Here is a 24,931-nt window from a genome sequence, read left to right as displayed (position 1 = left end):
CTTTTGTATAATTTTTAAGAGAATAAGAGGGAAATTACCTGAGCGTGACGAAGATGTAAGTTACTTCGTGTTAATTTAGAATTCTATATAGAACAAGCAGAAGGAAAGAAGTAGCTTTCTACATAACAAAGGGGAGTTAGGGATGATGGAAAAGCAACAAAGGCCGATTTGGATTCAAAATATTTCTCAATTAGTGACAGTTGCAAGTGATAAGAAGGGACCTCGTGTACGTGAAGAAATGCGAGAGCTCGGAATTATTGAAGGTGGAAGCGTCTGGATTGAAGATGGTACTATTCAAGATCTTGGTACGACTCGTGACATGATACTTAAATATTTACCCCGTGCAGAGGAAGCAGAGATTGTAGATGCAACGGGAAAAATTGTAACACCAGGTTTGATTGATCCTCATACACATGTTGTTTTTGGTGGAAGTCGCGAGCATGAATTTGAGATGCGTTTAGAAGGTGCGAGCTATATGGACATTATGAATGCTGGGGGAGGCATTCATGCAACAACTCGAAAAATGCGTACATTGACAGAAGAACATATTTTCAATCAAACGACGAGACGCTTGGACTTATTTTTACAGCATGGTGTCACAACATTAGAAAGTAAAAGTGGCTACGGACTAGATTTAGAAAATGAGCTAAAGCAACTACGTGTTATGCAGCGCTTGCAAAAAAAGCACCCAGTGGACATTGTGCCAACCTTTATGGGAGCACATGCAGTACCGGAAGAATATCGAGACAACCCAGAGCAGTTTGTTGATTTAGTGATTGATGAAATGATTCCTGCAGTTGTTCAAGAAAAACTGGCAAAATTTATTGATGTATTTTGTGAGGTCGATGTCTTTACACCGGAGCAATCAGAACGTATTTTATTGGCAGGCAAGGCGCAAGGGCTCATCCCTAAAATACACGCTGATGAAATTGAAGAAAATAAAGGTGCGCATGTTGCAGCAAAAGTAGGAGCTATTTCTGCTGAGCATTTATTAAAAGTTTCAGACGAAGGAATCGAAGAGCTTGCAAAGTCGGGGGTTATTGCATGTTTATTACCAGCGACAGCATTGTATTTAGGAGAAAAACCGGCACGTGCTAGAGACATCATTGACGCAGGTGTGCCTGTAGCCATTTCGACTGATTGCAATCCTGGGTCCTCTCCAACCATTTCGCTTCCACTTGTAATGAACCTAGCATGTATCACAATGAAAATGACACCAGCAGAAAGCTTATGTGCGGCTACGTATAATGCTGCCTGTGCATTGCAAATTGAAGATCGTGTTGGCTCTATCGAGGTAGGAAAGGAAGCTGATTTAGTTTTATGGGATGTTCATAATCATCAAAAGCTACATTATATTTTTGGTGTGAATCATGTGAAAAAAGTTTGGAAAAAAGGCGTGAAGGTGGTAGGTTAAAATGTTCATCCAACCTGAATGGCAGTGGAAACAAGAAAATGGCTCAAGTATGCATCAGTGGATTAAGCAAAAACAAAATCCAACTGCAAACGATGTGGATATTATTGTGTATGGAGCATTATTATCATATGCAAGTGATCCATCCAAAAAAGCACAGTATCCTAATGCTTTTCGTAAGGCATGGTCCGGTTTCCAATCTTATAATTTAGACGAACAAGTAGATTTACGTGCATTAGCAATTGTTGATATTGGTGACGTAGCGATAGATCCGAAAAATCGAATGCTTTCGGAATCGGCAATAGAGGCGGCAGCGGAAAACTTAAGCATTGCCTATCAAAAAAGCTTCACATGCCTTATTGGTGGAGATCATGCAATTACAGCTTGTTCATTAAGAGGGATTAAAAATGCTTTTCCGAAAGATCGCATTGGCATTATTCAGCTTGATACACATTTAGATGCAAGAAATCAAGAAGAAATTGGTTTAGCGATGAATTCGCCAATTCATCAACTGATTGCATCAGGCGTTGTAGAGGGAAAGCATATTTATAATGTCGGCTTGCATGGCTTTTTTAATTCGCCTGAAATGATTTATTATGCCCGTGAGCAAGGAATGCATATGATTACGTTAAAGCAAATGCGACGCGACGGTATACAGTTGACTATCCGTGAAATGTTGCGTCAGCTTATGCATGAAGTAGATAGAATTTATGTGTCCGTTGATTTAGACGCATTGGATATTACATTTGCGCCTGATGTACCTGCGGCTACGCCTGGTGGGTTAACAGCCTATGAATTATTTGATATTTTAAAGCTGATTGGCGAAAATGAGGGCGTACGTCATATTGATTTTATTTACGCTGATCCAAAGCATAATGACCTTCGTATAGAAACAGTTAAAACGGGCGTTACAGCATTTTTGCAATGGCTAACTGGCATTCAATTGGATCACCGCAATCGCATATCTAGGAAAGAAAAGGCAGGCTATGGGGCTACTCCATAGTCTGTTATTTGCATAAAGAAAAATATTTATTGACGTTGATTTCCGCTACAGACAGGCGCTTTCCGCGGGCACACCGTAAGCCGCAACCCTCGCTACGCGCGGCTTGTTGCGTCTTACGTTTTGTGCGTTCCCACAGGAGTCGCCCGCCCTCCGCTCCAATCAACTGGACAATGGAAGAAAGATCTCACTTTTTTATTTTGTAAATAAGGAAAAAATGATGTTGACTTCCGCTACGGACAGGCGATTTCTGCTTAATTGTTTGAGTGCCTGGCACTTTTCAACTTATGCAGTTCCCTCAGAACGTCCAGGGTTTTTCTGTGAGTAAAGAGAAAAAAAGCATGACCAACATGTAAATTGTTTGAGTGCCTGGCACTTATATTAAGTCGATAGTTTGCTATAATAGAAAAATGCTTATTATTCTTTAGATAATGTCTAAACGCTAGAATAATGGATTAGAGAGGATTTTTCATCATGACTACAAAACCAAAATTGCTCATTGTTGATGGCATGGCATTGTTATTTCGTTCTTTTTTTGCTTCAGCTGCAATGGGGCATTTTATACGCTTAGAGGACGGCACACCATCTAATGGTGCGCAAGGGTTTGTCCGCCATGTTTTGACGGCACAATCTATTATGCAACCAACACATTTAGCTATTTGTTGGGATATGGGTTCACAAACATTCCGAAATGAATTATATGATGGCTATAAGGCTAATCGCCCAGCACCGCCAGAGGAAATGCTTCCTCAATTTGATATGGCTAAAAACTTATCTCAACATATTGGGTGGCAAAATTTCGGCGTTGTCGGTATGGAGGCTGATGATTTAATCGGCTCAATGATTACCAAATGGCAAGACGAAGCCGATATTACAGTTATTAGTGGGGATAAAGATTTATTGCAACTGTTGACGCCTACAACGCAAATAGCGTTTACGAAAAAAGGTTATACAGAGTATGATCTTTATACACATTCTCGTTTTAAAGAAGAATATGGTATAGAACCGATTCAATTTGCACAAGTAAAGGCTTTTATGGGTGATACAAGTGATGGCTATCCAGGAGTTAAAGGGATTGGTCCAAAACAGGCGCTGACACTTATTCAAATGTACGGCTCTATTGACAATGTTATTTCTTCCTTGGAGGAATTAAAGCCTGGTCAACGTACGAAAATCAAAGACAATCTTGACATGCTGAAGTTATCACACGAACTAGCAACAATTCAAACGAATGTACCGATAGAAGCAGAGATTGCTCAATTAGTAGTGCCAAACTATGAGCAACAAACATTTAAAGCGATAGAAGAACGTGGCTTTACGCTTATTGCAAAGCAGGCACGTTCATTGTATTCCCTTATTTAGGTGCTACTTTAACGAAGCTTAACACTTTTTCATTATTTTGAAATAGAGCAGTACGAATTTGGCTAGGGCGATTTTTGCCACCATTATCATGGAAAATTAACAATAGCTCACCGTCTTGCACGTCATAGCCAATGAGTGGTACCCAATGATAGACAAAGGTAGATTTTTTATCAAACCATTGCAGGCTAAAATAACGGTCAAAGCGCATCGCAACGGGGCGTCCTGCATCTATTTCCTGCAGCGCCTCTTTTAACGTACAGTTGCGTATATCCCAGGTCGGTAACAGTTTCCGAAGATTATAAATTAAACGCCATTTAAACAAGCCTATTTTTGTGCCACCGAGTAGTTCATAAAGTTCGTTAACCGATGGAGCAGTCGGATTATAGTAGTGCAGAATGACATGGATTGTTGTTGGTCCACAGGCAGAATTACGATATTTAGGTGTAATGGATGTTTCGTATTGTGATATTCCGTGTATCGGCAAATACTGTTTCATAAAAATCTCCCTTCGAAAAAGAACTGTTTAAATGTAATTCTTAGGCGCTTTCACACATAATTACGTGGAGTCCTTCTTTAAATAATGAATCAAGCTGGGACAAAAGAGAAAAAGTGTTAGATTGTTTGCAAACAATCTAACACTTTTTTGCTGCGACAGTTGATGTTCACTACGGCAGACGCTTTTTACGGACACACCGATGGCTGCAAACCTCGCGATCGCGTAGTTTGCTGCGTCATACGTTTTGTGGTGTTCCCGCTTGAGTCACCGCCTTTGCTACAATCAACTAATACTATCTATTTATTGTTGAGCAGCTAAAAATTCAGTAACTTGCTGTGGTGTTTTAGCGTTAGCACTATGTAAGTGTGCTAATTTTTCACCGTTTTGGAAAATTAATAAGCTTGGAATACCCATTACATCGTATTTATCTGCGATTTCAGGAAGTTCGTCGCGGTTAAGCTCGTACCAATCAAATTGGTTGTACTCTTCAATAATTGGATCGATAAACATATTCATGCGTGTGCAATCAGGGCACCATCCAGCATAAAATTTCACAAGCACTTTTTGCTCACCAGAGATAAGCTCATTAAATTGTTCTGCAGTAGTTATTGTTTTCATTAGTAGTTCACTCTCCTTGCTAACCATTTTACACATTTTCTCTTCATCCTGAAAGTTATCTGTTTGGGATATGTAGACTCTACTTATTGTCCTATTTTCGCTCGTAAAAAACAAAAAAAGTTGTATATTGCAAAAATAAATGAAGAAAAAAGATTGCTAATTTAGACAAAATAATCTACACTAAAAACAGAAAAAGTAGTTTTATTTTCATTCAGTGGAAGACTTTTCACACGCTGATTTGAGTTGCATATCAACTGACTGAAGATAAGTCTCTGGCGCTTGCCACAGATTATAAAATGACATTAGTTAAAATCTTTTCGCTAAAAATCTACGACAATGTAAGACTTTGCGACTAGCAAGCATACATTGTAAAAGATCAACGTGAATGTCAAAATCGAAGCAAAAAACGCCAAAGCGAAATTTTGATTTTTTTTGGCCAAAAAATGAATGGCTATTCATTCAATGGGAGAATAAGGGGGAATTGCTTGTGACTTATAACATTAAAAAAGCGGCTGTTCTAGGTTCTGGAGTAATGGGTTCTGGAATTGCAGCACATTTAGCAAACATCGGTATTCCAACATTATTATTAGACATTGCACCGAAAGAACTAACGAAAGAGGAAGAAGCAAAGGGTTTAACTTTAGCGCATCCAGCTGTAAGAAATCGCTTTGTGAATAGTGCTCTTCAAAAGTTAGTGAAGCAAAAGCCAGCACCACTTACTTCTAAGAAAAATTTATCGCTACTAACGGTGGGGAACTTTGAAGACGATTTAGACAAACTAAAAGATGTAGATTGGGTAATTGAAGTTGTTGTTGAAAATCTAGCAATTAAACAAAGCTTATATGAAAAAATTGATGCTGTACGTACAGCAGGTACAATTATTAGTTCTAATACATCAGGCATTAGTATTAATGCAATGGCGGAAGGGCGTTCAGAAGATTTCCAAAAACATTTTTTAGGGACGCATTTCTTCAATCCGCCACGCTATTTAAAATTACTTGAAGTAATCCCTGCAACAACAACTGCACCGGAAGTTGTAGACTTTATGAAAAAATTTGGTGAGGACATTCTTGGCAAAGGGGTCGTACTAGCAAAAGATACTCCGAACTTCATTGCCAATCGCATAGGCACATATGGTCTGCTCGTTACTTTACAGGAAATGATGAAAGGCGGCTATTCAGTTGGCGAAGTAGATTCAGTGACAGGGCCACTTATCGGTCGTCCAAAATCTGCTACTTTCCGTACGTTAGATGTCGTTGGCTTAGATACTTTTATCCATGTGGCAAAAAACGTATATGACCAAACGTCAGGAGATGAACAGCAAGTATTTGCAGTACCTGAATTTTTGCAAAAAATGGTTACAAACGGCTGGCTAGGTGCTAAGTCTGGGCAAGGTTTCTTCCAGAAGCAAGGGAAGGAAATTTTAGAAATTGATCCAAATACATTAGCTTATAGCCCTGTAAAAAAATTACAAACACCTTCAATTGAAATGGCGAAACAAACGCGAGGATTAGCTAATAAAGTTAAGGCATTAACGTATGCTAAAGATCGTACAGGTGAGCTGTTATGGGGGATTTTTGCACCGACATTAATTTACTCTGCACAGCTACACGGTGAAATTGCCGATGATATTGTGGCAATAGATAATGCAATGAAATGGGGCTTCGGCTGGCAACAAGGTCCATTTGAAATATGGGATGCCATCGGTGTTGCAGAATCCGTTGCCAAAATGGAAGCGGAAGGTCGCGAGGTTCCTGTATTTGTAAAAGACATGTTAGAGAAGGGCTTTACTTCATTCTATTCAGAACTTGAAGGTGACGTAGCGTATTATAACGGGTCACAATACGTAAAAGTTCCTGTTAATGAAAAAGAAATTAACTTAAAGCGCTATAAAAAGAAACATGGCGTTATTAAGTCTAATACAGGTGCTAGCTTAATAGATTTAGGTGACGGAATTGCACTACTTGAGTTCCATTCCCAATCAAATGCCATCGGTTTAGATATTATTCAAATGATTAACTACGCAGTAAATGAAGTGGAAGCATATTATAAAGGCTTGGTAATTGGAAACCAAGGTAAAAACTTCTGTGTCGGTGCTAACTTAGGAATGATTTTAGTAGAAGCACAGGATGATAACATTTTCGAACTAGACTTTGTCATTAAAGCATTCCAAGATGCGATGCAAAAAATAAAATATTCTAACAAACCTGTTGTGGCAGCACCGTTCGCGATGACATTAGGTGGAGGCGCAGAAGTATGTTTACCTGCTGCACATATCCAAGCGACGATGGAAACTTATATGGGCTTAGTAGAAGTAGGTGTTGGTTTAATTCCAGGTGGTGGCGGTAATAAAGCGCTTTACCAAAAATTCTTGAAAGGTTTACCAAATGGCGTTGAGGTAGACTATCAAAATATTGCTAATAAAGTATTCGAAACAATTGCGATGGCGAAAGTTTCAACGTCAGGTGAGGAAGCACGCGATAATAACTTCCTAGATTTTGCAGATGGTATTTCAGTCAATGCAGATCACCAAATTTATGATGCAAAGCAAGCTGCTTTGGCACTTTATGATGCAGGCTACCAACCACCAGTGCCAACAAAAGTTCCTGTTGTCGGTGCATCTGGCTACGGTACGTTACTAATTGGTGCTCAAGGAATGTTTGAATCAGGTTTCATTAGTGAACATGATTTAAAAATTGCTAAGAAGTTAGCGTACGTAATTGCAGGTGGAAAAGTTCCATATGGCACATTAGTAGATGAGCAATACCTATTAAACTTAGAGCGTGAAGCATTCCTAAGCTTAGTTGCAGATCCGCTATCTCAACAAAGAATGCAACACATGTTATTAAAAGGAAAACCACTTCGTAACTAACTAGACTAAAATGTTTGCACGTGAAACAAAGGGGGATTTAGACGATGCGTGAAGCCGTTATTGTAGCAGGAGCACGAACTCCTATTGGAAAAGCGAAAAAAGGTTCATTAGCAACAGTAAGACCGGATGATTTTGGGGCAGCAGTTGTCAAAGAAACATTAAAAAGAGCGGGCTATGAAGGTCCTGTCGATGACTTAATTTTAGGCTGCGCAATGCCAGAAGCAGAGCAAGGGATGAATGTAGCTCGTAGTATCGGAGCGCTTGCAGGACTACCAGATACTACACCTGCACTGACAATTAATCGATTTTGTTCATCGGGTTTACAGGCAATAGCATATGCAGCTGAGCGTATTATGCTTGGTCATTCAAAGGCTATTCTTGCTGGCGGTGTTGAATCGATGAGTATGGTGCCAATGGTAGGAAATACACCACGCTTAAATCCAACATTAGCTGAAACTGCACCACAATACTATATGGGGATGGGGCATACAGCAGAGGAAGTAGCACGTCAGTACAATGTGAGTCGTGAAGATCAAGATGCATTTGCTGTACGATCACATATGCTTGCAGAAAAAGCAATTAAAGAAGGTAAATTCAATGATGAGATTGTTCCGATTGAAGTGGAACAACATTATGTGGATAACAATAATAAACTACAGGTGAAAAAATTTACCTTCAGTGTCGATGAGGGCGTTCGTCCGGGCACATCAGTTGAAGGCTTAGCTAAACTTCGTCCTGCATTCCATGTAAAAGGAAGTGTTACAGCAGGTAACGCTTCTCAAACTTCTGATGGTGCAGCTGCAGTTCTAGTAATGGATCGTGAGGAAGCAGAAAAGCAAGGAATGACACCGATGGCTAAGTTTTTAGGCTTTGCGGTTGGCGGAGTTCCACCAGAAGTAATGGGTATCGGCCCAATCGTAGCAGTTCCCAAAGCGCTTGAAATTGCAGGTTTAACAATACAAGATATTGATTTGTGGGAAATTAACGAAGCGTTTGCATCTCAATCATTACAAGTGGTTCGTCATTTAGGTATTGACCAAGAGAAAGTAAACGTAAATGGTGGTGCAATCGCATTAGGACATCCGCTTGGTGCAACAGGTGCAATTTTAACATTGAAGCTAATTCACGAGTTGAAACGTCAAGGCAAAAAATATGGTGTCGTTACAATGTGTATCGGCGGTGGTATGGGCGCTGCTGGAGTATTTGAGATTTTATAAGTTATGTGAAATTATTTGAGAATTGCGAATTGTATGAGTGCCTGGCACCTAAAAATAAGGAGGAATTTAACATGACAGAAAAAACAACAGATATCATTAAAGGCGGCGGATTTATCATTGAGGACGTGGCATTGGACCGCGTATTTACACCAGAAGATTTTACAGATGAGCATAAAATGATTGCTAAAACTACTGAAGAGTATGTTGCGAATGAGGTATTACCTGTAGTTGAAAACTTAGAGCATCATGAGTTCGAGCATTCAGTACGTCTACTGAAAAGTGCTGGTGAACTTGGTTTATTAGCTGCAGATGTACCAGAAGAATACGAAGGTCTTGGCTTAGATAAAGTATCTTCTGCATTAATCGCTGAAAAAATGTCAGTAGCTGGGGGCTTCTCGATTACACATGGTGCACATGTAGGGATTGGTTCATTACCTATCGTGCTATTCGGTAACGAAGATCAAAAGCAAAAGTATTTACCGAAGCTTGCTTCTGGTGAATTAATTGCAGCTTACGCATTAACAGAGCCTGGTTCAGGTTCGGATGCTTTAGGTGCCAAAACGACTGCAAAGCTAAATGCTGCTGGTACTCATTATGTATTAAACGGTGAAAAACAATGGATTACTAACGCTGGTTTTGCTGATGTCTTTGTTGTGTACGCAAAAATCGATGGCGATAAATTCTCAGCATTCATCGTGGAACGTGCCTATAATGGTGTTTCTGTAGGCCCAGAAGAAAAGAAAATGGGTATCAAATCTTCTTCAACTCGTACATTAGTGCTTGAGGATGCAGAAGTACCTGTAGAAAATCTACTAGGTGAAGTAGGTCGTGGACACGTAATTGCATTTAACATTTTAAATATCGGTCGTTATAAATTAGGTGTAGGAACAATCGGTGGCTCAAAACGTGCTTTAGAGCTAGCCATTCAATATACAAACCAACGTCAACAATTCAAAACGAAGCTTTCTGATTTCAACTTAACGAAAGAAAAACTATCGACAATGGCGTCTCAATTATATGCGTCTGAGTCATTAAATTATCGTACGGTTGGATTATTTGAAGATCGTTTAAGCCAATTAAGCCCTGAAGAACAAAAGCAAGGGAAAGTTATTGCAAATGCAATTGCTGAATATGCAATTGAGTGTTCGATTGCGAAAGTGTTTGGTTCGGAAACATTGGATTATATCGCAGATGAAGCGGTGCAATTGCATGGTGGCTATGGCTTTATGGCAGAATATGAAGTGGAGCGAATTTATCGCGATTCTCGAATTAACCGTATTTTCGAAGGTACAAATGAAATTAACCGCATGATTGTACCAGGTACATTTATGAAAAAAGCGTTAAAAGGTGAATTGCCATTATTACAGGTCGCACAAAATTTACAACAAGAACTTCTTATGCTAATGCCTGAAGATGTAGGCACAGAGCCACTAGCACAAGAAAAATACCTTGTGAAAAATGCTAAAAAAATTGCTGTGTTAGCAGCTGGTATGGCAGCACAACGCTATGGGGCGAAGCTGGACCAAGAACAAGAGGTATTGGTGAACATTGCCAATATCGCCAATCAATTATTCGCTATGGAGTCTGCGGTTTTACGTACAGAAAAGGCAATTGCGCGTGAAGGTGTAGAAAAATCACATCAAAAACTACTTTACACACAAATCTTCTGCCAAGAAGCATTTGCAGAAATCGAGAAAGAGGCAAAGGATACAATTCTTGCATCAGCAGATGGAGATGCTGCACGTATGACATTGTCTGCATTACGTAAACTGACTCGTAACAATCCTTATAACCTGATTACTAAAAAGCGTGAAGCTTCAGTTAAACTAATAGAAGCAGAAAAATTCATCGTATAATATAAACTTTGACCTAGCTACTTGCTATAGGATAGCTAAGATTAGAGTGTCCCCAAAAGGCAACGAGAAAATCATTCTTGTTGCCTTTTGTTATGTGGGTGTCAGGCACACAAACAATTCACCATGCATTTTATAATTTATTAAGTAAAAATCCACGAAGACTCCTGCGGGAACAGCACAGAATGTAAGACGAAACAGACCGCGCGCTAGCGAGGGTTACGGCTTACACTGTGCCCACGGAAAGCGTAGTGGATTTTTACGAAATAGGAGCCGATACAATGCGATGGATCTATGTTAAGTGTCATATGCAGGGTGCCAGGCACTCAAACAATTCACCATGCATTTTATAATTTATTAAGTAAAAATCCACGAAGACTCCTGCGGGAACAGCACAGAATGTAAGACGAAACAAACCGCGCGCTAGCGAGGGTTGCGGCTTACACTGTGCCCGCGGAAAGCGCAGTGGATTTTTACGAAATAGGAGCCGATACGATGCAATGTATCTAAGCTAAAGTGGCAGGCACTCAAACAATTTCCATGCTGGTCAGACCTTCCGCCCGTAGCGAAAATCAATGGCGGTAGCCACATTCGACATTACTAATTTATCTTGCGTAACTAGCCTATAAATGTTTCGTTTTGGCTCATACTAGTTATGATGGTATACTACAGGAAATGATAGTAGAGGAGCCTATAAATATGATTCAATTTATCCATTACCCTAAATGTACAACTTGTAAAAAAGCACAGAAGTGGTTAAACGACAATGGCGTTTCATACGAAGAGGTACACATTGTTGAACAACCACCTACGAAAGAGCAAATAAAGAGTTATTGGCAAGCTAGCGGACAGCCTCTGAAGAAATTTTTCAATACATCTGGCATGAAATATCGTGAACTTGGGTTGAAGGATAAACTGGCGGAAATGCCCGAAGATGAACAGCTCACACTACTTGCTTCTGACGGTATGCTAATTAAGCGACCAATTGTTACTGATGGAAAAAAAGTAACGTTAGGTTTTAAGGAATCAGATTTTGAACAAGCGTGGAAATAACAGCTTTAATCCTTGTTTTTATGAAAGAAGTATGGCACACTGAAAGTGAATATATTACATATTTATGGAGGGGTTTTTGGCATGAGCACACCTAAAGACTTACGTTACTCTGAAGAACACGAATGGGTAAAATTAGAAAATGGTAAAGTACGTATCGGTATTTCACATTTCGCACAATCTGAATTAGGAGATATCGTTTTCGTTGAGCTTCCACAAGTTGGCGACGAAATTAAAACAGATGATCCATTTGGAAGCGTAGAATCAGTAAAAACTGTTTCTGAATTATACGCACCAATTTCAGGTACTGTAGTTGAAGTAAATGCAGATTTAGAAGATAGCCCTGAATTCGTAAACGAATCACCATATGAAAAAGCATGGATGATCGTTGTAGAGCCTGCAGATGCTTCAGAGATTGAAAGTCTTATGACTGCAGAACAATACGAAGAAATGATTGCAGAATAAACAAGCCTATAATAGAAAAACGTCGGCATACACACCGGCGTTTTTTATTATATAGCACGAGGTATTAGTAAGTAATTTGATGTGTACAAAGCTTGACTCTGCAAGTAAACGATAGTACAGTGACTCACCATAAAATGTTGTCCAAATTGTAAAGCGACATGTGAAAATGATTGTTAACATGTAGATTTATGCATCGTGTGGAATCTGGTAATGGCGATGAATTGTTGTAGTAGATAACTGTCTAAATGGGGGTGGCGTGATGTTCGAAGGGAAATGTTTAATCGTGGAAGGCCGTTCGGATAAGCTTCAAATAGAACCTATTTTGAGTGAAGATGTTACAATACTTTGTACAAATGGTACAATTGGTGTGCATCAATTAGAAGAATTACTCGACCCATATGAGGGCTGTGAGCTATATACATTTTTTGATGCAGATGCATCAGGAGATAAACTACGAGCATTAATGGACAGACATTTTCCTGAGGCGGAGCATTTGCGAACAATGCCTACTTATAAAGAAGTAGAAACTACACCGAGGAAAGTGCTTGCGATGATTTTATTGCGCGCGCATTTTTCCATCCATAATGAATATATTTTGTAAGGTTGCGTGAAAAATGGAAGAATGGTCAAAAGAGCAGTGGGAAACGGCTGTAAAATCTGGTGAAAAAACTGCCTTTTATTTATATACACCGATGTGCGGAACTTGTGCAGTTGCATCTAAAATGATGGATATCATAGAACAGTTACTGCCACAGTTGAAATTAGGTAAGGCAAATATAAATTTTTTAGAGCAAATAGCTTATGATTTTCAAATTGAAAGTGTACCTTGTTTACTCGTTAGCGATGGAGGAAAAGTTATAGAGAAGGTTTATGCATTTCAATCCGTACCGTTTTTATACGAATTGTTAAAAAAACCAATTGACTGAACTTTGCTAGCATGGTAAAGTAACAACTATATTAAAAACTATTAAATATATCGAACTCTTATAAAGAGCGGCGGAGGGAAGTGCCCTATGAAGCCCGGCAACCATCACATATGTGAAAAGGTGCCAAATCACTCAAAGATTTTTCTTTGAAAGATGAGAGAACGGTTTAGCGTATAAAATACGTGACCCCTTCTACTTGTCTATGAGTGAAGGGGTTTTCTATATGAGAAAAGGAGTATTCGCTATGATACAGCTTCAAAATATTACGAAGAAATACAAAACCGCAAATGGCGAATTAACTGCTGTTAAAGATGTCAATCTTACGATTAACAAAGGTGAGATTTTTGGCATTATCGGCTATAGTGGCGCTGGTAAAAGTACGATGATTCGTTTATTAAACGGTTTAGAAAAGCCGACAACAGGTACGGTGAAGGTGAACAATCAAGAATTTTCATCTATTAAGGGCCAAAAGTTGCGTGATGCTAGACAAAAAGTAAGTATGATTTTCCAACATTTTAACTTACTTTGGTCAAGAACTGTTGCTGAAAATATCGCTTTTCCACTTGAAATTGCAGGTATAGCTAAGAGTGAGCGAGACGCACGTGTGAAAGAACTGATTGCACTTGTTGGTTTAGAAGGACGTGACAAGGCGTATCCATCACAGCTATCAGGCGGTCAAAAGCAACGCGTTGGTATCGCACGAGCACTTGCTAATAATCCTGAAGTGTTGTTATGTGATGAAGCTACATCGGCACTAGATCCAGAAACAACAGATGCAATTCTTGATTTGCTTGTCGACATTAACGAACGATTAGGTTTAACGATTGTATTAATTACCCATGAAATGCATGTTATCCGCAAAATCTGTCATCGTGTAGCGGTAATGGAAGCTGGAGAAATTGTGGAGCGTGGTGAAGTATTACAAGTGTTCCAAGCACCACAAGCGGCGATTACTAAAAAATTCGTTTCGCAAATTACCGATACGAAGGAAACCCAGGAGACAGTTGCACAGCTTAGAGTAAATTATCCAACGGGACACCTTGTTAAGCTTGTTTTTGTTGGTGAAAAAACAGAGCAACCTGTTATATCGCATTTAGTAAAACAGTTTGATGTGGAGATTAGTATTGTCCATGGCAATATCTCACAAACTAAAAATGGCGCATACGGTACTCTTATAGTGCAAATTGATGGCACGGATACAAATGTAGCAGCTGCACTAAATTATTTAAATACAGTTGAAGTACAAACGGAGGTGATTGCAAATGCTAACTAGTCTCTTTCCGAATGTCGACTGGGAAAAAATGTGGACAGCCACATATGAAACACTTTATATGACCACTCTTTCAACAGTCGTAACATTTATACTTGGTTTAGCCATTGGCATAATCCTCTTTTTAACGAGTCCAAACCAATTATGGGCTAATAAAATCGTTAACTTTTTAACAGGATCGGTCGTTAATATATTCCGTTCGATACCATTTATCGTGTTAATTATTTTACTAATACCATTTACGAAGTTTTTACTTGGGACAATTCGAGGAGCAAATGCAGCGCTACCCGCACTAATTATCGGTGCTGCACCATTCTATGCACGAATGGTATTAATTGCATTACGAGAAATTGATAAAGGCGTTATTGAAGCGGCACGCTCGATGGGTGCTAAAACGTCCACAATTATTTGGAAAGTACTAATTCCAGAATCATTACCGGCACTTATTTCTGGAATTACCGTAACGGCTGTAGCACTCGTTGGGTATACGGCAATGGCTGGAATTATTGGTGCTGGCGGCCTAGGAAACTTAGCCTTTTTAGATGGCTTCCAACGTAATCGCCAAGATGTGACATTAATGGCAACTATTTTGATCTTAGTAGTCGTATTTATCATTCAATGGATTGGCGATATGATTACAACGAAAACAGACAAACGTTAAAAAGGTTAACCCGGTTTTTACCGCTAACATATTGTTTGAACAAATAAAGGGAGTGTATACAAATGAAGAAGTTATTAGCAGGATTATTTTTATCAGTACTTGTACTAGCTTTAGCAGCTTGTGGTGCTGGTAACAAAGACGAAGCAGGTTCAACATCTGGAGATAAAGCAGACGACAGTGCAAAAACTGAAGAAAAAGTAACATTAAAAATTGGTGCTTCTAACACACCACACGCAGTTATTTTAGAACAAGCAAAACCGATTTTAGCTAAAGAAGGTATTGATTTAGAAATCGAACCTTACCAAGATTATGTACTACCTAACCAAGATTTAGAGTCTGGTGAAATCGAAGCAAACTATTTCCAACATATCCCTTATCTAGAACAACAAATTAAAGATAATGGCTATGATTTCGTAAATGCTGGCGGCGTACATATCGAGCCAATCGGTATTTACTCTAAAAAATATAAATCTCTTGAAGACCTTCCTAAAGGTGCAACAATTTTATTATCGAACTCAGTTTCAGACCATGGCCGTATGCTGTCATTATTAGAAGCAAAAGGCTTAATTAAATTAAAAGATGGTATCGACAAAACAGCAGCAGAAATTAAAGATATCGTTGATAATCCGAAAGACTTTAAATTCGATGCAAATACTGCACCAGAATTACTTGTTCAAATGTTTGAAAACGAAGAAGGCGATGCTGTTCTTATCAACTCTAACTATGCAATTGATAACGGCCTAAACCCAATTGATGATGCAATTGAGCTTGAAGATAAAGAATCTCCATATGTTAATATTATTGCGGTACGTGCTGGAGATGAAAATAAGCCAGAAATTAAAAAATTATTAGAAGTATTAAAATCTAAAGAAATCCAAGACTTCATCCTGAAGGAATGGAAAGGCGCAGTAGTACCAGTAAAATAGATTTTTCTAACACTATAGTACAAGCCATGAAAATGGTTTGTACTATTTTTTTTGGGGAAAGATAAATAATGGTTTGAAATCCAATAATTAAGTTCTTTTATTTTTTTAAAATTGTTTAGAATTTGTTTAGATTCATTTAATATGATTACTGATATAATATTATTCGCCAATAATACTGAAAAAATTTGGTATTTAGTCCTGACGGAGGTGAAATCCTATAACGAAATTTTTTAGGAGTGGTATTTTAGTCATGTTTTGCCTGTTGTTTGTTTTAATGAGCTGCTCACAAGGAAAAGAAAAAATAACAAAAAAGCCCATTTCATCAACTGAGAGGTTTGTTGTTGAAGAACTAATGACAGAAGATAACTTATTACGTACTGATTTAACGCAACAAAAAGATGTGTTTTTATCTGAATCAGTCGGATTATGGTTGACCTATTTACTAGAAAAAGATGATCAAGCTCGCTTTGATGAGCAGCTTGAAGTGATTGATAATTATTTTTTAGAGAAGAAATTTATTGTCTGGCGAATTGACGGTAAAAAACAAGCTACTGTAAACGCACTGATTGATGATTATAGAATCATGCGAGCGCTATTTGATGCTGGGGAGAAATGGAATGATGAACGTTATATTACGTTAGGGAAGTCCATTGGCAAGAACATTGTAAAGTATGGAATGCAAGAAGATACATTTGTAGATTTTGTTGATGTTCATACACATAAAAAGGCTAACACTATTACATTAAGTTATATTATGCCTTCTGCACTTTTAAAGATGCAACAATATGATGTTTTATCTAAAGCGCAACTAGAGCATCAATTATCTATTTTAGCAAAAGCTCCAAAAGCTCAAGCAGGTTTTTTCCCAAAATATTATGATGTCGTATCAAAAAACTATGAATATGATACAGAGTTACATATGATAGATCAATTGTATACTGCTTACCATAGTGCAACTTTAGGTTTAGAAACGAAGCCCTTTACCAATTGGTTGCTGTCTTTATATAGTAGAGATCATAAATTGTACGGCCGCTACGATGCTAAAACAGGTGAACCAGCTGTTACATTCGAATCGCCTGCTGTTTACGCAATGGCAACTCGTTATATGTTGGAAATCCATAATGATATGATGGCTGAAGAATTTTTTCGCAAAATGGAATCGCTCAAGGCCAATGCAAATACGGGGTATGTAGACGTGCAAACAAATGCGACACATATATTTGATAATTTATTACCACTTCTAGCGGAAAGAGAGGTCGACGATGCGAACAGCAATAAAATGGAATAAAGCTATATTTCTTTATGGAATTTTACTTATTTTGCTTCTACAATTACCTGCTTATTTTTTACTACATCAAGATATTGAAAGCTTATTATTATATATCTTTTTAGTACTTATAGTAATCCTAACACTATGGAGAGGTACGGTTACTGGGCTAATAAGTAGTTTGTTATTTATTTTTATCAGCGGCTCCACATTACTGTATATCGGTATGACTGATTCTGTAGCATTGTTAAGTAATGCATTTTCAATGCAACAATTTTTGGCATATGGTGTTGTTTTACTACTCCTAGTATTATGCGCCGGAAAGATTCATGAATTATTGTTAGCACAAGAAAAATATATGAAAAACTTACAGCAGGATGTCAAAAACTTTGTAGCCATTGATGTAGAGACTGGTTTTGATAATGAATCCCGTATGCGTGTGATTGTTAATGAAGAAATGCGAAGAGCGGATCGTCATCAACATTCTTTTGTTTTTATTATGCTAAAGCTTGAAAACTATGAAAAATTTAAAAAGCTATATGGTTTCAAAGAAGCACAATATTTATGGAAGCAACTGGCGGAAAAAATACAACAATCCGTTAGACAAACAGATAAAAAATTTCGCTATCGTGAAAATTATCTTGCCATTTTATTAATCGATACATCGGATCAATACATTGATATTATTTACGAAAAGTTGGATCAAGCTTTAAAAAACCATCAATTATTAAATAAGCGATGGGTGACACTAAGCTACAAAACAAGTTATTTTACTTACACGCCACAGATGGATCAAAGTTTTGATGATTTATTAGCAGAAATGGAAAGAGAGATGAAAACAAGTGCGCTTTAGATTTGGCTTGCTCGTCTTCATTGTTCTTTTTTATTTAGTTAGTATGCCTCAGCATTCTCAAGCAAGTGCCGATGATAAAGACATTGCACTTATTTATGTTACTAGCAATCAACAAGTTGATGAAGATGTGCAAATTCTACGTGAAATGCTAAGTGCTTATACAGATGTAGATGTTATCCCAGTGGAAAATATTAAAGAAGATACATTGGCTGGTTATAAACGTATTGTCATTTTAAATGCTTATAAGATGCATATACCTTTCCAAGCATTACAAGCTATGAACAATTTCCATGGACCCGCTGTTGCTATAGGGGAGAATATTGAGCAGATTTCCTCATTCTCACATTGGCAAAAGGGAAAGAAAGTCGAGCTTCGAAAAGTCGGGGAACATGAATTGCAGAGTCCAATTGAATGGACGGTCATGATGCCACCTAATGATGCTGAAGTTATACAAATGGCATCTTCATTTAATGAAGACTTCCCTTTTATTGTGAAAGAAAAAAATAGCAATTGGTCTTATATAGGTAAAGTGATTCAAACATCTCCTTTAGTATATGACTGGCCATCGATATTTGGTGATCTATTGAAAATATCATCTCCAAACATTCATCCTGCATTTATCGTGTTATCAGACATTAATGTGGAAACGGATGTTTTGAAGTTAAAGGAAGTAGTTGAACAATTAAAGCAATTGAATGTTCCTATCAACTTACAGATTAGCCCGCTATATGAAGTAGATGGTGCAATTTATTATTTACAGGACAATAAGGCATTGCTGAAATATTTACAACAATTACAGCAGGAGGGGGTAGCTTTTATTTTATCTTCTTCACAAGCTAACATAGAAAAAAGTCTAGATTATTTAGTATTGCAAAAAATTTACCCTACTTTAATTCTAAATGATAGCGCATTTTTCAGTGGAGTATTGCGACAACAAGAAAATCATTTTTATATAACCGAAAGAGATTTACAAACAATTTATCCTTATACGATAGCAGCAATAAATGATGTGAATGTATATCCACTGTATTCCACACAGCAGTCGATTCGTAATATCAATAAAGCGCCAGGTTCAACTATTGGAATTCAATATCCTAGCTACTTAGGGGCTCATCATGTACAAGAGCTTGTTGAACTCTTAAACAAACAAGTACAGCTAGAATGGCTTGATTTTAGAAAAACAGAACAGTTTGTACATACGTCTAACGTTTCAATAATGCAATCAGCAAACGGAGAGCAAAAGATACAGCTTTCTTTTACCAAACTGGATCGCTTAAAAAAGATGTTTGATGAGCGGCCATTTGAAGTAGTTTTATGGCTGTTAGTAATCATAGTATCGTTATTTGTTATTGTATTTTTTATGAATACTTTGAGACTACGTATAACGCTACGTAAGCGATTATTTGAGGAGAGGAAAAGTAATGGCTGATATTTTATTTTATATTTCATTGTTTCTCATATGGATTATGCTGTTATACCATATGTTTTTAATGCAAGGGGGCTATTTGCATTTTCGATCTTATGAAAAGGTTATTGATGAATGGTCAAAGAAAATGATAGATGTTCCAACAGTGAGTATCTTCATTCCGGCACATAATGAAGAAGTTGTTATTGAGCAAACTTTACGGGCAATGTCCCGATTGTTTTACCCGAAAGATAAGTTGGAAGTAATCGTCATTAACGATAATTCATCGGATAGTACAGGAGAGATTGCAAGAAAGTTTACAGAAAAATATCCATTTATACGAGTAATTGAAACAGTAGAACCTTATAAAGGTAAGGGCAAATCTTCTGCATTAAATTCAGCTTTAGCGGATTCTACTGGGGAAGTTGTTATTGTCTATGATGCAGATAATACGCCAGAGCGTATGGCCATTTGGTATTTAGTTATGGGGCTTGTAAATGACCCAAAAGCTGCAGCTACCGTGGGGAAATTTCGAGTGGTAAATGCGACTGAAACATGGTTAACACGATTTATTAATATTGAAACGATTTGTTTTCAGTGGATGGCACAAGGTGGTCGTTGGAAGTGGTTTAACATTGCAACAATTCCAGGTACCAATTTCGCCATTCGCCGTAGTATTTTAGAACAATTAGGTGGATGGGATGTAAAGGCGTTAGCGGAGGATACTGAATTAACTATTCGTGTCTATAATTTAGGCTATCATATCCGCTTTTTCCCAAAGGCTATTACGTGGGAACAAGAACCAGAGACGTTGAAAGTATGGTGGAAACAACGAACACGCTGGGCAAGAGGAAATCAGTATGTTGTGCTAAAGTTTTTAAGCCAATTTTTCACATTGAAAAGAAAAAGTATTATTTTTGATTTGTTTTATTTCTTTTTTACTTACTTTTTATTTTTCTTCGGCGTCATTTTATCCAACATTTTATTTATCACCAATCTTTTTTACGATATTGGACTAACTGTTGGAGATATCGCAATTGTTTTATGGGTATTGGCTTTCTTGTTATTTTTAGGAGAAGTGATGATTACCTTAAGCATTGAAAAAACAGAAATGAATCGTAAAAATTTTTTCTATGTCATTTTAATGTATTTTACATATTCACAAATGTGGATAGTATTAGTTATTTGGTCGCTATTTTTAGAGATAAAAAGAGTTTTTACTGGCCAAGAAGTGCAGTGGTATAAAACTGAGCGCTTTGCAAAGAAAACAAAATAAGGAGAACAATAATGAGAGTCTTACTTTATATTTTTACAGTCTTAATCAGTTTGCCGTTCTTAGCTACGCATGCCCTAGCTGCGCCAATCACAGTAGAAAAACAAACAATAGCTATTGAGGCAAACAGCTTAGCAAAAAAACCATTGTTGTCTCAGGCAATTGAATTACAAGGGCCTTCCTCTTCAAGAGATTTCTATTACACGCTCAGTCAAGATGTAGAGGCGAAGGGACAAACTGTTTCATTTCAAATACAGCAGTCAGAGCTGTTAATAGCGCCATCCTCTTTTACGGTAAAAGTGGATGATATCGCAATTAAATCGATTGCATTAACTTCAGATTTATTGAAGCAAACTGTGACTGTTACTTTACCGGAAAGTGCCTTAATGAAAGGAACGCATAAAATAACAGCTAGTTTTTATGGTATTTTGAAAGAAGGTGTATGTGTAGCACCGGGCAATGAGGGCAATTGGTTACGTATCGATATTTTATCGTCTATTTCATCATTTAATGAAAGTACACAACAATGGACATTGAGCAACTATCCTGAAGCGTTTGTAGGCTATGAAGATTATAGAACAACACTTATAGTACCTGATGAAGCTTCAGAACAAACATTGAATGCTAGTTATCAACTTGCTGCTTATTTGTCAGAGCAAGGTGAGAATGACGTTGATGTTAAAAGAGAATCTGCTGTTGCACGTGTTGCTGGACCGGTTATTGTTGTAGGAGCAAAAGATGAATTTAGTACAAATTATATGATTAAAATGCTCGAGACTGCCAATAGTCAATATGGAGATGGTCTTTCACTTAGTGTACAAAGTCTAAAAAATGAGGAAAGCAATCAAAGTGTACCTATTTTGTTTGTGTCAGCCGCTACTCCAAACGCACTTCAAGAGCGAATTTCGTTATTGACGGATACTAAATTGTATAGTCAATTTGCAGGAAGTACGTTAACGGTGGATGAGTTACCAACAGTGAACAATTCTTCTAATTCAACACTTCTCTTTTCACAGCTAGGTTTTGACCATCAAATATTATCGAGTCAAGAAACGATGACGCCACACTATTATGTGTCTTTACCGCAAGTTGAGGCTAATAAAGAAGCAAACATGCGATTAGTCTTAAAGAAATCAGCTCTCCTACCTGAAAAAGGTAAAAGTAATGAACGACAAGTAGAATTGATTGTATGGGTTAATGATGTACCGCATGCAGTTGACCTTCGGAAGCTAGAGTCAACTTCTTCAGATTTATATGAAGTGAATGTGCCTATTCAAACAAATGTGTTAAATAAACAATCGATGACAGATATCCAATTTGAAGTAACTGGTTTTCAATTAGAGGATCCTTGTGAAACGACGAATGAACGTTATTGGCTTTATATTGATGGTAGTAGTACATTATCTATTACAAAAGAAGCTACAACACCAACATTTACATTAAGAGATTTTCCAAATGCTTTCCAAGAACAATCTTTGATTATTGTTCCGAATAATACGGTGATAAACGATACACAAATGCTCTTGTTGTATAAGTCCTTAATGACGAATGGTGAAATGGCTCGAACAATATTGAGGAAAGAACGAGATGTTAAGGAAGAAGAATTAAAACGAAGTGCAATTATTTTTGCTGGCGCTTCCTCCGATTTCACAACGCTCATAGGAAACAAAAACAATATACCTCAATCTGCAGAAGATTTACTAAAGCAAGGTTTTCTTCCAGAAACAATGGCTCAGTATACATTTATTACCCAAAGTTTTTGGGATGATAAGCAACCGCTATTAATCATCCAAATGATGGATGAAGCAGCAAACCAAAAGGACTTTTTAGCCCAATTGAAGGGGACCAGTGAAAAGGTAACCTCTGCGATTGAAACAAAAGAGGGGAAATTTGTAGTTGCGGCTAGTAGTGCAGCAGACATTGAAAAATCTACCTCAGAGCAGAACAATTCTATTTCATTTGTACTTATAGCAGAATTTGCTGTACTGATATTAGTAATTGGGCTTATTTTATATTTTATTTTACGTAGAAAAAGAAAAAATCTCCTTGTTGAGGATGAAGAAGAGTAGATTTTAAGCATCAGTAGACCCGGTAAATTTACTGGGTCTACTGTCTTTTTCCATTTAATTGCGATTAATTTTCGCTGGGTAGGCGTTTTCTTTCGGGCACAACGAAAGCTGCAACCCTCGCATGCACACGGTTGTTGTGTCTTACGCTTTGAGCAGGAGTCGCCATCCCATCACTACAATTAACAAAATAACCGGCATCAAGTTGAACTTCTTGATGCCGGTTATAAGACAATGTGTGACCCAGTGAATTTCACTGGGTCTTTTCATGTTAGTTTAACGGTGTTATTGAAACTGAGAAAGTCGGGAAAAGAAATTAGTTACGAAGTCTAAAAATATTTTTTCAGATGGTGCAATTTCTCGATTTACAGGTGAAATAATACCAACTGTTCTTGGTATTGTGGGCGATTCAATTGGCACTTTGATAGTGAATCGGGCTGCTGAATCGTATAGTGAACTCTCAGGTAGTAGGCTGACACCAATTCCAGCGGCCACTAAACCTTTTAATGCATCTAAGTCTTCACCTTCAGATATTACATTTGGTAAAAAGCCGGCAGCACGGCAGGCATCCATCGCAACTTTATGTAATATATAGCCATCTGGAAAAAGAACAAAAAGATCATTACGTAAATCTGCTAGCTGAATACTTTCCCGTTTCGCCAAAGGATGGTTTGCTGGCAATAGGGCTGCAATATTTTCGGTGAATAAGATGTTTGATTGAATTGATTCGTCCTTTGGTGGCAGCGGTCCTAAAAATGCTAAGTTAAGCTCACGATTTTTAACGGCATCAATTAAAAAGCGATAAGAGCCTTGGCGCAATTGAAATTGCAAATCTGGGTATTCACGCTTAAAAGCTGAAATAACGGTTGGCAGTACATAACTTGCTAAGCTCGTAGGAAAACCAATTTTAATGGTTCCTTTTGCAGGATCTAAATATTCCTCAACCTGCTTGGCTGCAAAATCTATTGCTTTTAAAGCAGTGATTGTATGTTCAAGAAAAGTTTTTCCTATCGGTGTTAATTTTACATTTCTGCCGACACGTTCAAAAAGTGGTGTACCTAATTCGTCTTCTAAATTAGCAATTTGACGACTTATTGCTGATTGGGCAACATGAAGGTGTTCAGCAGCTTCAGAAATATGCTCACGCTCTGCAACCTCCACAAAATAACGTAATTGACGTAACTCCACTGGATATTCACCTCTATCTAATCGAAAAATCCGATTAATTATATTTTAATTATATAATATTTAAGATATAAAAAGACTGAAAAAATATCATGGTGCTAAAAAATGAATAAACGATTACAGTCAACTCAAATGCATTTTAAATCATTTAAAGTAGATGACCAATATTTGTTAAAAATGAATCCGAAAGAAGCAGTTGAACGCAAATTCTGTTTGTAATTTGGCAGCTAAGTCTTGGGTAATCAATGTCAGGGGGAGATTTATGATAAAGAAAGGAATCAGTTGGCTGCTAATTTTACTGATAATCGCAATGTTAGAAGGTTTAGCATTTAATAATCAGCATATGAGAAAGCTGTAACCTCCCGCGGAAAGCAACCGCCTTCGATTCCACCAACTTGGTGCTATCTACTGAATTTTATCTATAGCAAAAAAAAGTTAGCCTTTATACATATTTAATGAAAAAGTGTTAGATTGACTGCAACCAATCTAACACTTTTTCGCTTTTGCCCATAGCATCTTTTCATTGGACATGAAAATTATGTGATGACTTCTGCTGAAAGCAAAGTGAATTTTTAACATACAGTAAAAAGTGTATGAATATTTGAAGGGATTATAAGATAGCTTTTTTAAAACGATAGTAATTAATAGCACTATTACTCTATAATTTTATTTTCTTATAGTGATTCCATTCTAATGAAATAGGATATAGTATAGATATGGTTGTTTGTGCATTTTTGTCACAAAACCGCTACAAT

At 37.5% G+C, this 24,931-nt stretch carries 21 protein-coding genes and 1 riboswitch; of the genes, 18 read left to right on the top strand and 3 right to left on the bottom strand.

Annotated elements, in window-relative coordinates:
* Positions 1-142 precede the first annotated feature (142 nt).
* The 3 genes from hutI to ACIP9G_RS12810 all read left to right on the top strand — a co-directional run bounded on the left by hutI (position 143) and on the right by ACIP9G_RS12810 (position 3,773).
* The gene (hutI, locus tag ACIP9G_RS12820) at positions 143-1,414 is read left to right on the top strand and encodes an imidazolonepropionase (protein WP_401019778.1); all 1,272 of its coding nucleotides are present in this window, start codon (positions 143-145) and stop codon (positions 1,412-1,414) included.
* A gap of 1 nt (position 1,415) precedes the next feature.
* A complete protein-coding gene (locus tag ACIP9G_RS12815) occupies positions 1,416-2,414 on the top strand; it encodes an agmatinase family protein (protein WP_401019775.1) in 999 nt (332 codons plus the stop codon).
* Between the two features lie 471 nt (positions 2,415-2,885).
* Positions 2,886-3,773, top strand: coding sequence for a 5'-3' exonuclease (locus tag ACIP9G_RS12810; RefSeq protein WP_340822672.1), 888 nt, complete (start codon positions 2,886-2,888; stop codon positions 3,771-3,773).
* Here ACIP9G_RS12810 and ACIP9G_RS12805 read toward each other — a convergent pair.
* Positions 3,766-4,269, bottom strand: a complete 504-nt coding sequence (locus tag ACIP9G_RS12805) for a C39 family peptidase (RefSeq protein ID WP_340822674.1) — start codon at positions 4,267-4,269, stop codon at positions 3,766-3,768. The genes ACIP9G_RS12810 and ACIP9G_RS12805 overlap by 8 nt on opposite strands.
* Before the next feature lie 300 nt (positions 4,270-4,569).
* Entirely contained in the window at positions 4,570-4,914 is a 345-nt protein-coding gene (locus ACIP9G_RS12800; protein WP_340826431.1) for a thioredoxin family protein, read from the bottom strand.
* A 460-nt stretch (positions 4,915-5,374) separates the two neighbouring features.
* Here ACIP9G_RS12800 and ACIP9G_RS12795 point away from each other — a divergent pair, with 460 nt between their 5' ends.
* From ACIP9G_RS12795 to ACIP9G_RS12725, 15 genes are all read left to right on the top strand, one after another.
* Positions 5,375-7,759 (top strand): 3-hydroxyacyl-CoA dehydrogenase/enoyl-CoA hydratase family protein, encoded by a 2,385-nt coding sequence (locus tag ACIP9G_RS12795; protein ID WP_401019773.1) that lies wholly within the window; start codon positions 5,375-5,377, stop codon positions 7,757-7,759.
* 44 nt (positions 7,760-7,803) lie between these two features.
* Positions 7,804-8,976, top strand: a complete 1,173-nt coding sequence (locus tag ACIP9G_RS12790) for an acetyl-CoA C-acetyltransferase (RefSeq protein WP_401019770.1) — start codon at positions 7,804-7,806, stop codon at positions 8,974-8,976.
* 71 nt (positions 8,977-9,047) lie between these two features.
* Positions 9,048-10,832, top strand: a complete 1,785-nt coding sequence (locus ACIP9G_RS12785) for an acyl-CoA dehydrogenase family protein (protein WP_340822677.1) — start codon at positions 9,048-9,050, stop codon at positions 10,830-10,832.
* A gap of 696 nt (positions 10,833-11,528) precedes the next feature.
* Positions 11,529-11,882, top strand: coding sequence for an arsenate reductase family protein (locus ACIP9G_RS12780; RefSeq protein ID WP_340822678.1), 354 nt, complete (start codon positions 11,529-11,531; stop codon positions 11,880-11,882).
* A gap of 81 nt (positions 11,883-11,963) precedes the next feature.
* Positions 11,964-12,344 carry a glycine cleavage system protein GcvH gene (gene gcvH / locus ACIP9G_RS12775; RefSeq protein ID WP_401019766.1) on the top strand — a complete coding sequence of 127 codons (381 nt, stop codon included), beginning with the start codon at positions 11,964-11,966 and terminating at the stop codon, positions 12,342-12,344.
* A gap of 259 nt (positions 12,345-12,603) precedes the next feature.
* Positions 12,604-12,945, top strand: coding sequence for a toprim domain-containing protein (locus ACIP9G_RS12770; protein WP_401019764.1), 342 nt, complete (start codon positions 12,604-12,606; stop codon positions 12,943-12,945).
* 13 nt (positions 12,946-12,958) lie between these two features.
* The gene (locus ACIP9G_RS12765) at positions 12,959-13,270 is read left to right on the top strand and encodes a thioredoxin family protein (protein ID WP_401019762.1); all 312 of its coding nucleotides are present in this window, start codon (positions 12,959-12,961) and stop codon (positions 13,268-13,270) included.
* Positions 13,271-13,325: 55 nt separating this feature from the next.
* A riboswitch (SAM riboswitch) is annotated at positions 13,326-13,430 on the top strand.
* Positions 13,431-13,514: 84 nt separating this feature from the next.
* A complete protein-coding gene (locus tag ACIP9G_RS12760) occupies positions 13,515-14,543 on the top strand; it encodes a methionine ABC transporter ATP-binding protein (RefSeq protein WP_340826432.1) in 1,029 nt (342 codons plus the stop codon).
* Positions 14,533-15,201: a methionine ABC transporter permease gene (locus tag ACIP9G_RS12755; RefSeq protein WP_340822684.1), complete on the top strand. Its 669-nt coding sequence runs from the start codon at positions 14,533-14,535 to the stop codon at positions 15,199-15,201. The genes ACIP9G_RS12760 and ACIP9G_RS12755 overlap by 11 nt, the downstream gene beginning before the upstream one ends.
* Positions 15,202-15,263: 62 nt before the next feature.
* Complete coding sequence (locus ACIP9G_RS12750; protein WP_401019759.1) at positions 15,264-16,127, top strand: MetQ/NlpA family ABC transporter substrate-binding protein; 864 nt, start codon at positions 15,264-15,266, stop codon at positions 16,125-16,127.
* A gap of 250 nt (positions 16,128-16,377) precedes the next feature.
* Complete coding sequence (locus ACIP9G_RS12745; protein ID WP_340822687.1) at positions 16,378-17,415, top strand: glycosyl hydrolase family 8; 1,038 nt, start codon at positions 16,378-16,380, stop codon at positions 17,413-17,415.
* Positions 17,390-18,247, top strand: coding sequence for a diguanylate cyclase domain-containing protein (locus ACIP9G_RS12740; RefSeq protein WP_401019756.1), 858 nt, complete (start codon positions 17,390-17,392; stop codon positions 18,245-18,247). Before ACIP9G_RS12745 ends, ACIP9G_RS12740 begins: the two co-directional genes overlap by 26 nt.
* Positions 18,237-19,676 (top strand): hypothetical protein, encoded by a 1,440-nt coding sequence (locus tag ACIP9G_RS12735; protein WP_401019753.1) that lies wholly within the window; start codon positions 18,237-18,239, stop codon positions 19,674-19,676. The genes ACIP9G_RS12740 and ACIP9G_RS12735 overlap by 11 nt, the downstream gene beginning before the upstream one ends.
* Entirely contained in the window at positions 19,669-20,928 is a 1,260-nt protein-coding gene (locus ACIP9G_RS12730) for a glycosyltransferase family 2 protein (RefSeq protein WP_401019750.1), read from the top strand. The genes ACIP9G_RS12735 and ACIP9G_RS12730 overlap by 8 nt, the downstream gene beginning before the upstream one ends.
* A gap of 11 nt (positions 20,929-20,939) precedes the next feature.
* Entirely contained in the window at positions 20,940-22,994 is a 2,055-nt protein-coding gene (locus tag ACIP9G_RS12725; protein WP_401019748.1) for a cellulose biosynthesis cyclic di-GMP-binding regulatory protein BcsB, read from the top strand.
* 282 nt (positions 22,995-23,276) lie between these two features.
* Here the strand turns inward: ACIP9G_RS12725 and gltC are convergent, their stop codons facing one another.
* Positions 23,277-24,179 (bottom strand): glutamate biosynthesis transcriptional regulator GltC, encoded by a 903-nt coding sequence (gltC, locus tag ACIP9G_RS12720; RefSeq protein ID WP_340822694.1) that lies wholly within the window; start codon positions 24,177-24,179, stop codon positions 23,277-23,279.
* Between the last annotated feature and the right edge of the window lie 752 nt (positions 24,180-24,931).

Source organism: Lysinibacillus sp. NPDC093197 (genome assembly GCF_044754025.1).
Lineage (GTDB): Bacteria > Bacillota > Bacilli > Bacillales_A > Planococcaceae > Lysinibacillus.
This window is presented reverse-complemented; position numbering and strand designations above follow the sequence as displayed.

Excerpts from the sequence above, each read along its gene's own strand:
- ACIP9G_RS12730 (WP_401019750.1), top strand. The coding sequence starts at position 19,669 with ATGGCTGATATTTTATTTTATATTTCATTGTTTCTCATATGGATTATG.
- ACIP9G_RS12785 (WP_340822677.1), top strand. The coding sequence starts at position 9,048 with ATGACAGAAAAAACAACAGATATCATTAAAGGCGGCGGATTTATCATT.
- gcvH (WP_401019766.1), top strand. The coding sequence starts at position 11,964 with ATGAGCACACCTAAAGACTTACGTTACTCTGAAGAACACGAATGGGTA.
- ACIP9G_RS12740 (WP_401019756.1), top strand. The coding sequence starts at position 17,390 with ATGCGAACAGCAATAAAATGGAATAAAGCTATATTTCTTTATGGAATT.
- ACIP9G_RS12745 (WP_340822687.1), top strand. The coding sequence starts at position 16,378 with ATGTTTTGCCTGTTGTTTGTTTTAATGAGCTGCTCACAAGGAAAAGAA.
- ACIP9G_RS12800 (WP_340826431.1), bottom strand. The coding sequence starts at position 4,914 with ATGGTTAGCAAGGAGAGTGAACTACTAATGAAAACAATAACTACTGCA.
- ACIP9G_RS12770 (WP_401019764.1), top strand. The coding sequence starts at position 12,604 with ATGTTCGAAGGGAAATGTTTAATCGTGGAAGGCCGTTCGGATAAGCTT.
- ACIP9G_RS12805 (WP_340822674.1), bottom strand. The coding sequence starts at position 4,269 with ATGAAACAGTATTTGCCGATACACGGAATATCACAATACGAAACATCC.
- ACIP9G_RS12790 (WP_401019770.1), top strand. The coding sequence starts at position 7,804 with ATGCGTGAAGCCGTTATTGTAGCAGGAGCACGAACTCCTATTGGAAAA.
- ACIP9G_RS12750 (WP_401019759.1), top strand. The coding sequence starts at position 15,264 with ATGAAGAAGTTATTAGCAGGATTATTTTTATCAGTACTTGTACTAGCT.
- ACIP9G_RS12755 (WP_340822684.1), top strand. The coding sequence starts at position 14,533 with ATGCTAACTAGTCTCTTTCCGAATGTCGACTGGGAAAAAATGTGGACA.
- hutI (WP_401019778.1), top strand. The coding sequence starts at position 143 with ATGATGGAAAAGCAACAAAGGCCGATTTGGATTCAAAATATTTCTCAA.
- ACIP9G_RS12780 (WP_340822678.1), top strand. The coding sequence starts at position 11,529 with ATGATTCAATTTATCCATTACCCTAAATGTACAACTTGTAAAAAAGCA.
- ACIP9G_RS12760 (WP_340826432.1), top strand. The coding sequence starts at position 13,515 with ATGATACAGCTTCAAAATATTACGAAGAAATACAAAACCGCAAATGGC.
- ACIP9G_RS12810 (WP_340822672.1), top strand. The coding sequence starts at position 2,886 with ATGACTACAAAACCAAAATTGCTCATTGTTGATGGCATGGCATTGTTA.
- ACIP9G_RS12765 (WP_401019762.1), top strand. The coding sequence starts at position 12,959 with ATGGAAGAATGGTCAAAAGAGCAGTGGGAAACGGCTGTAAAATCTGGT.
- ACIP9G_RS12725 (WP_401019748.1), top strand. The coding sequence starts at position 20,940 with ATGAGAGTCTTACTTTATATTTTTACAGTCTTAATCAGTTTGCCGTTC.
- ACIP9G_RS12815 (WP_401019775.1), top strand. The coding sequence starts at position 1,416 with ATGTTCATCCAACCTGAATGGCAGTGGAAACAAGAAAATGGCTCAAGT.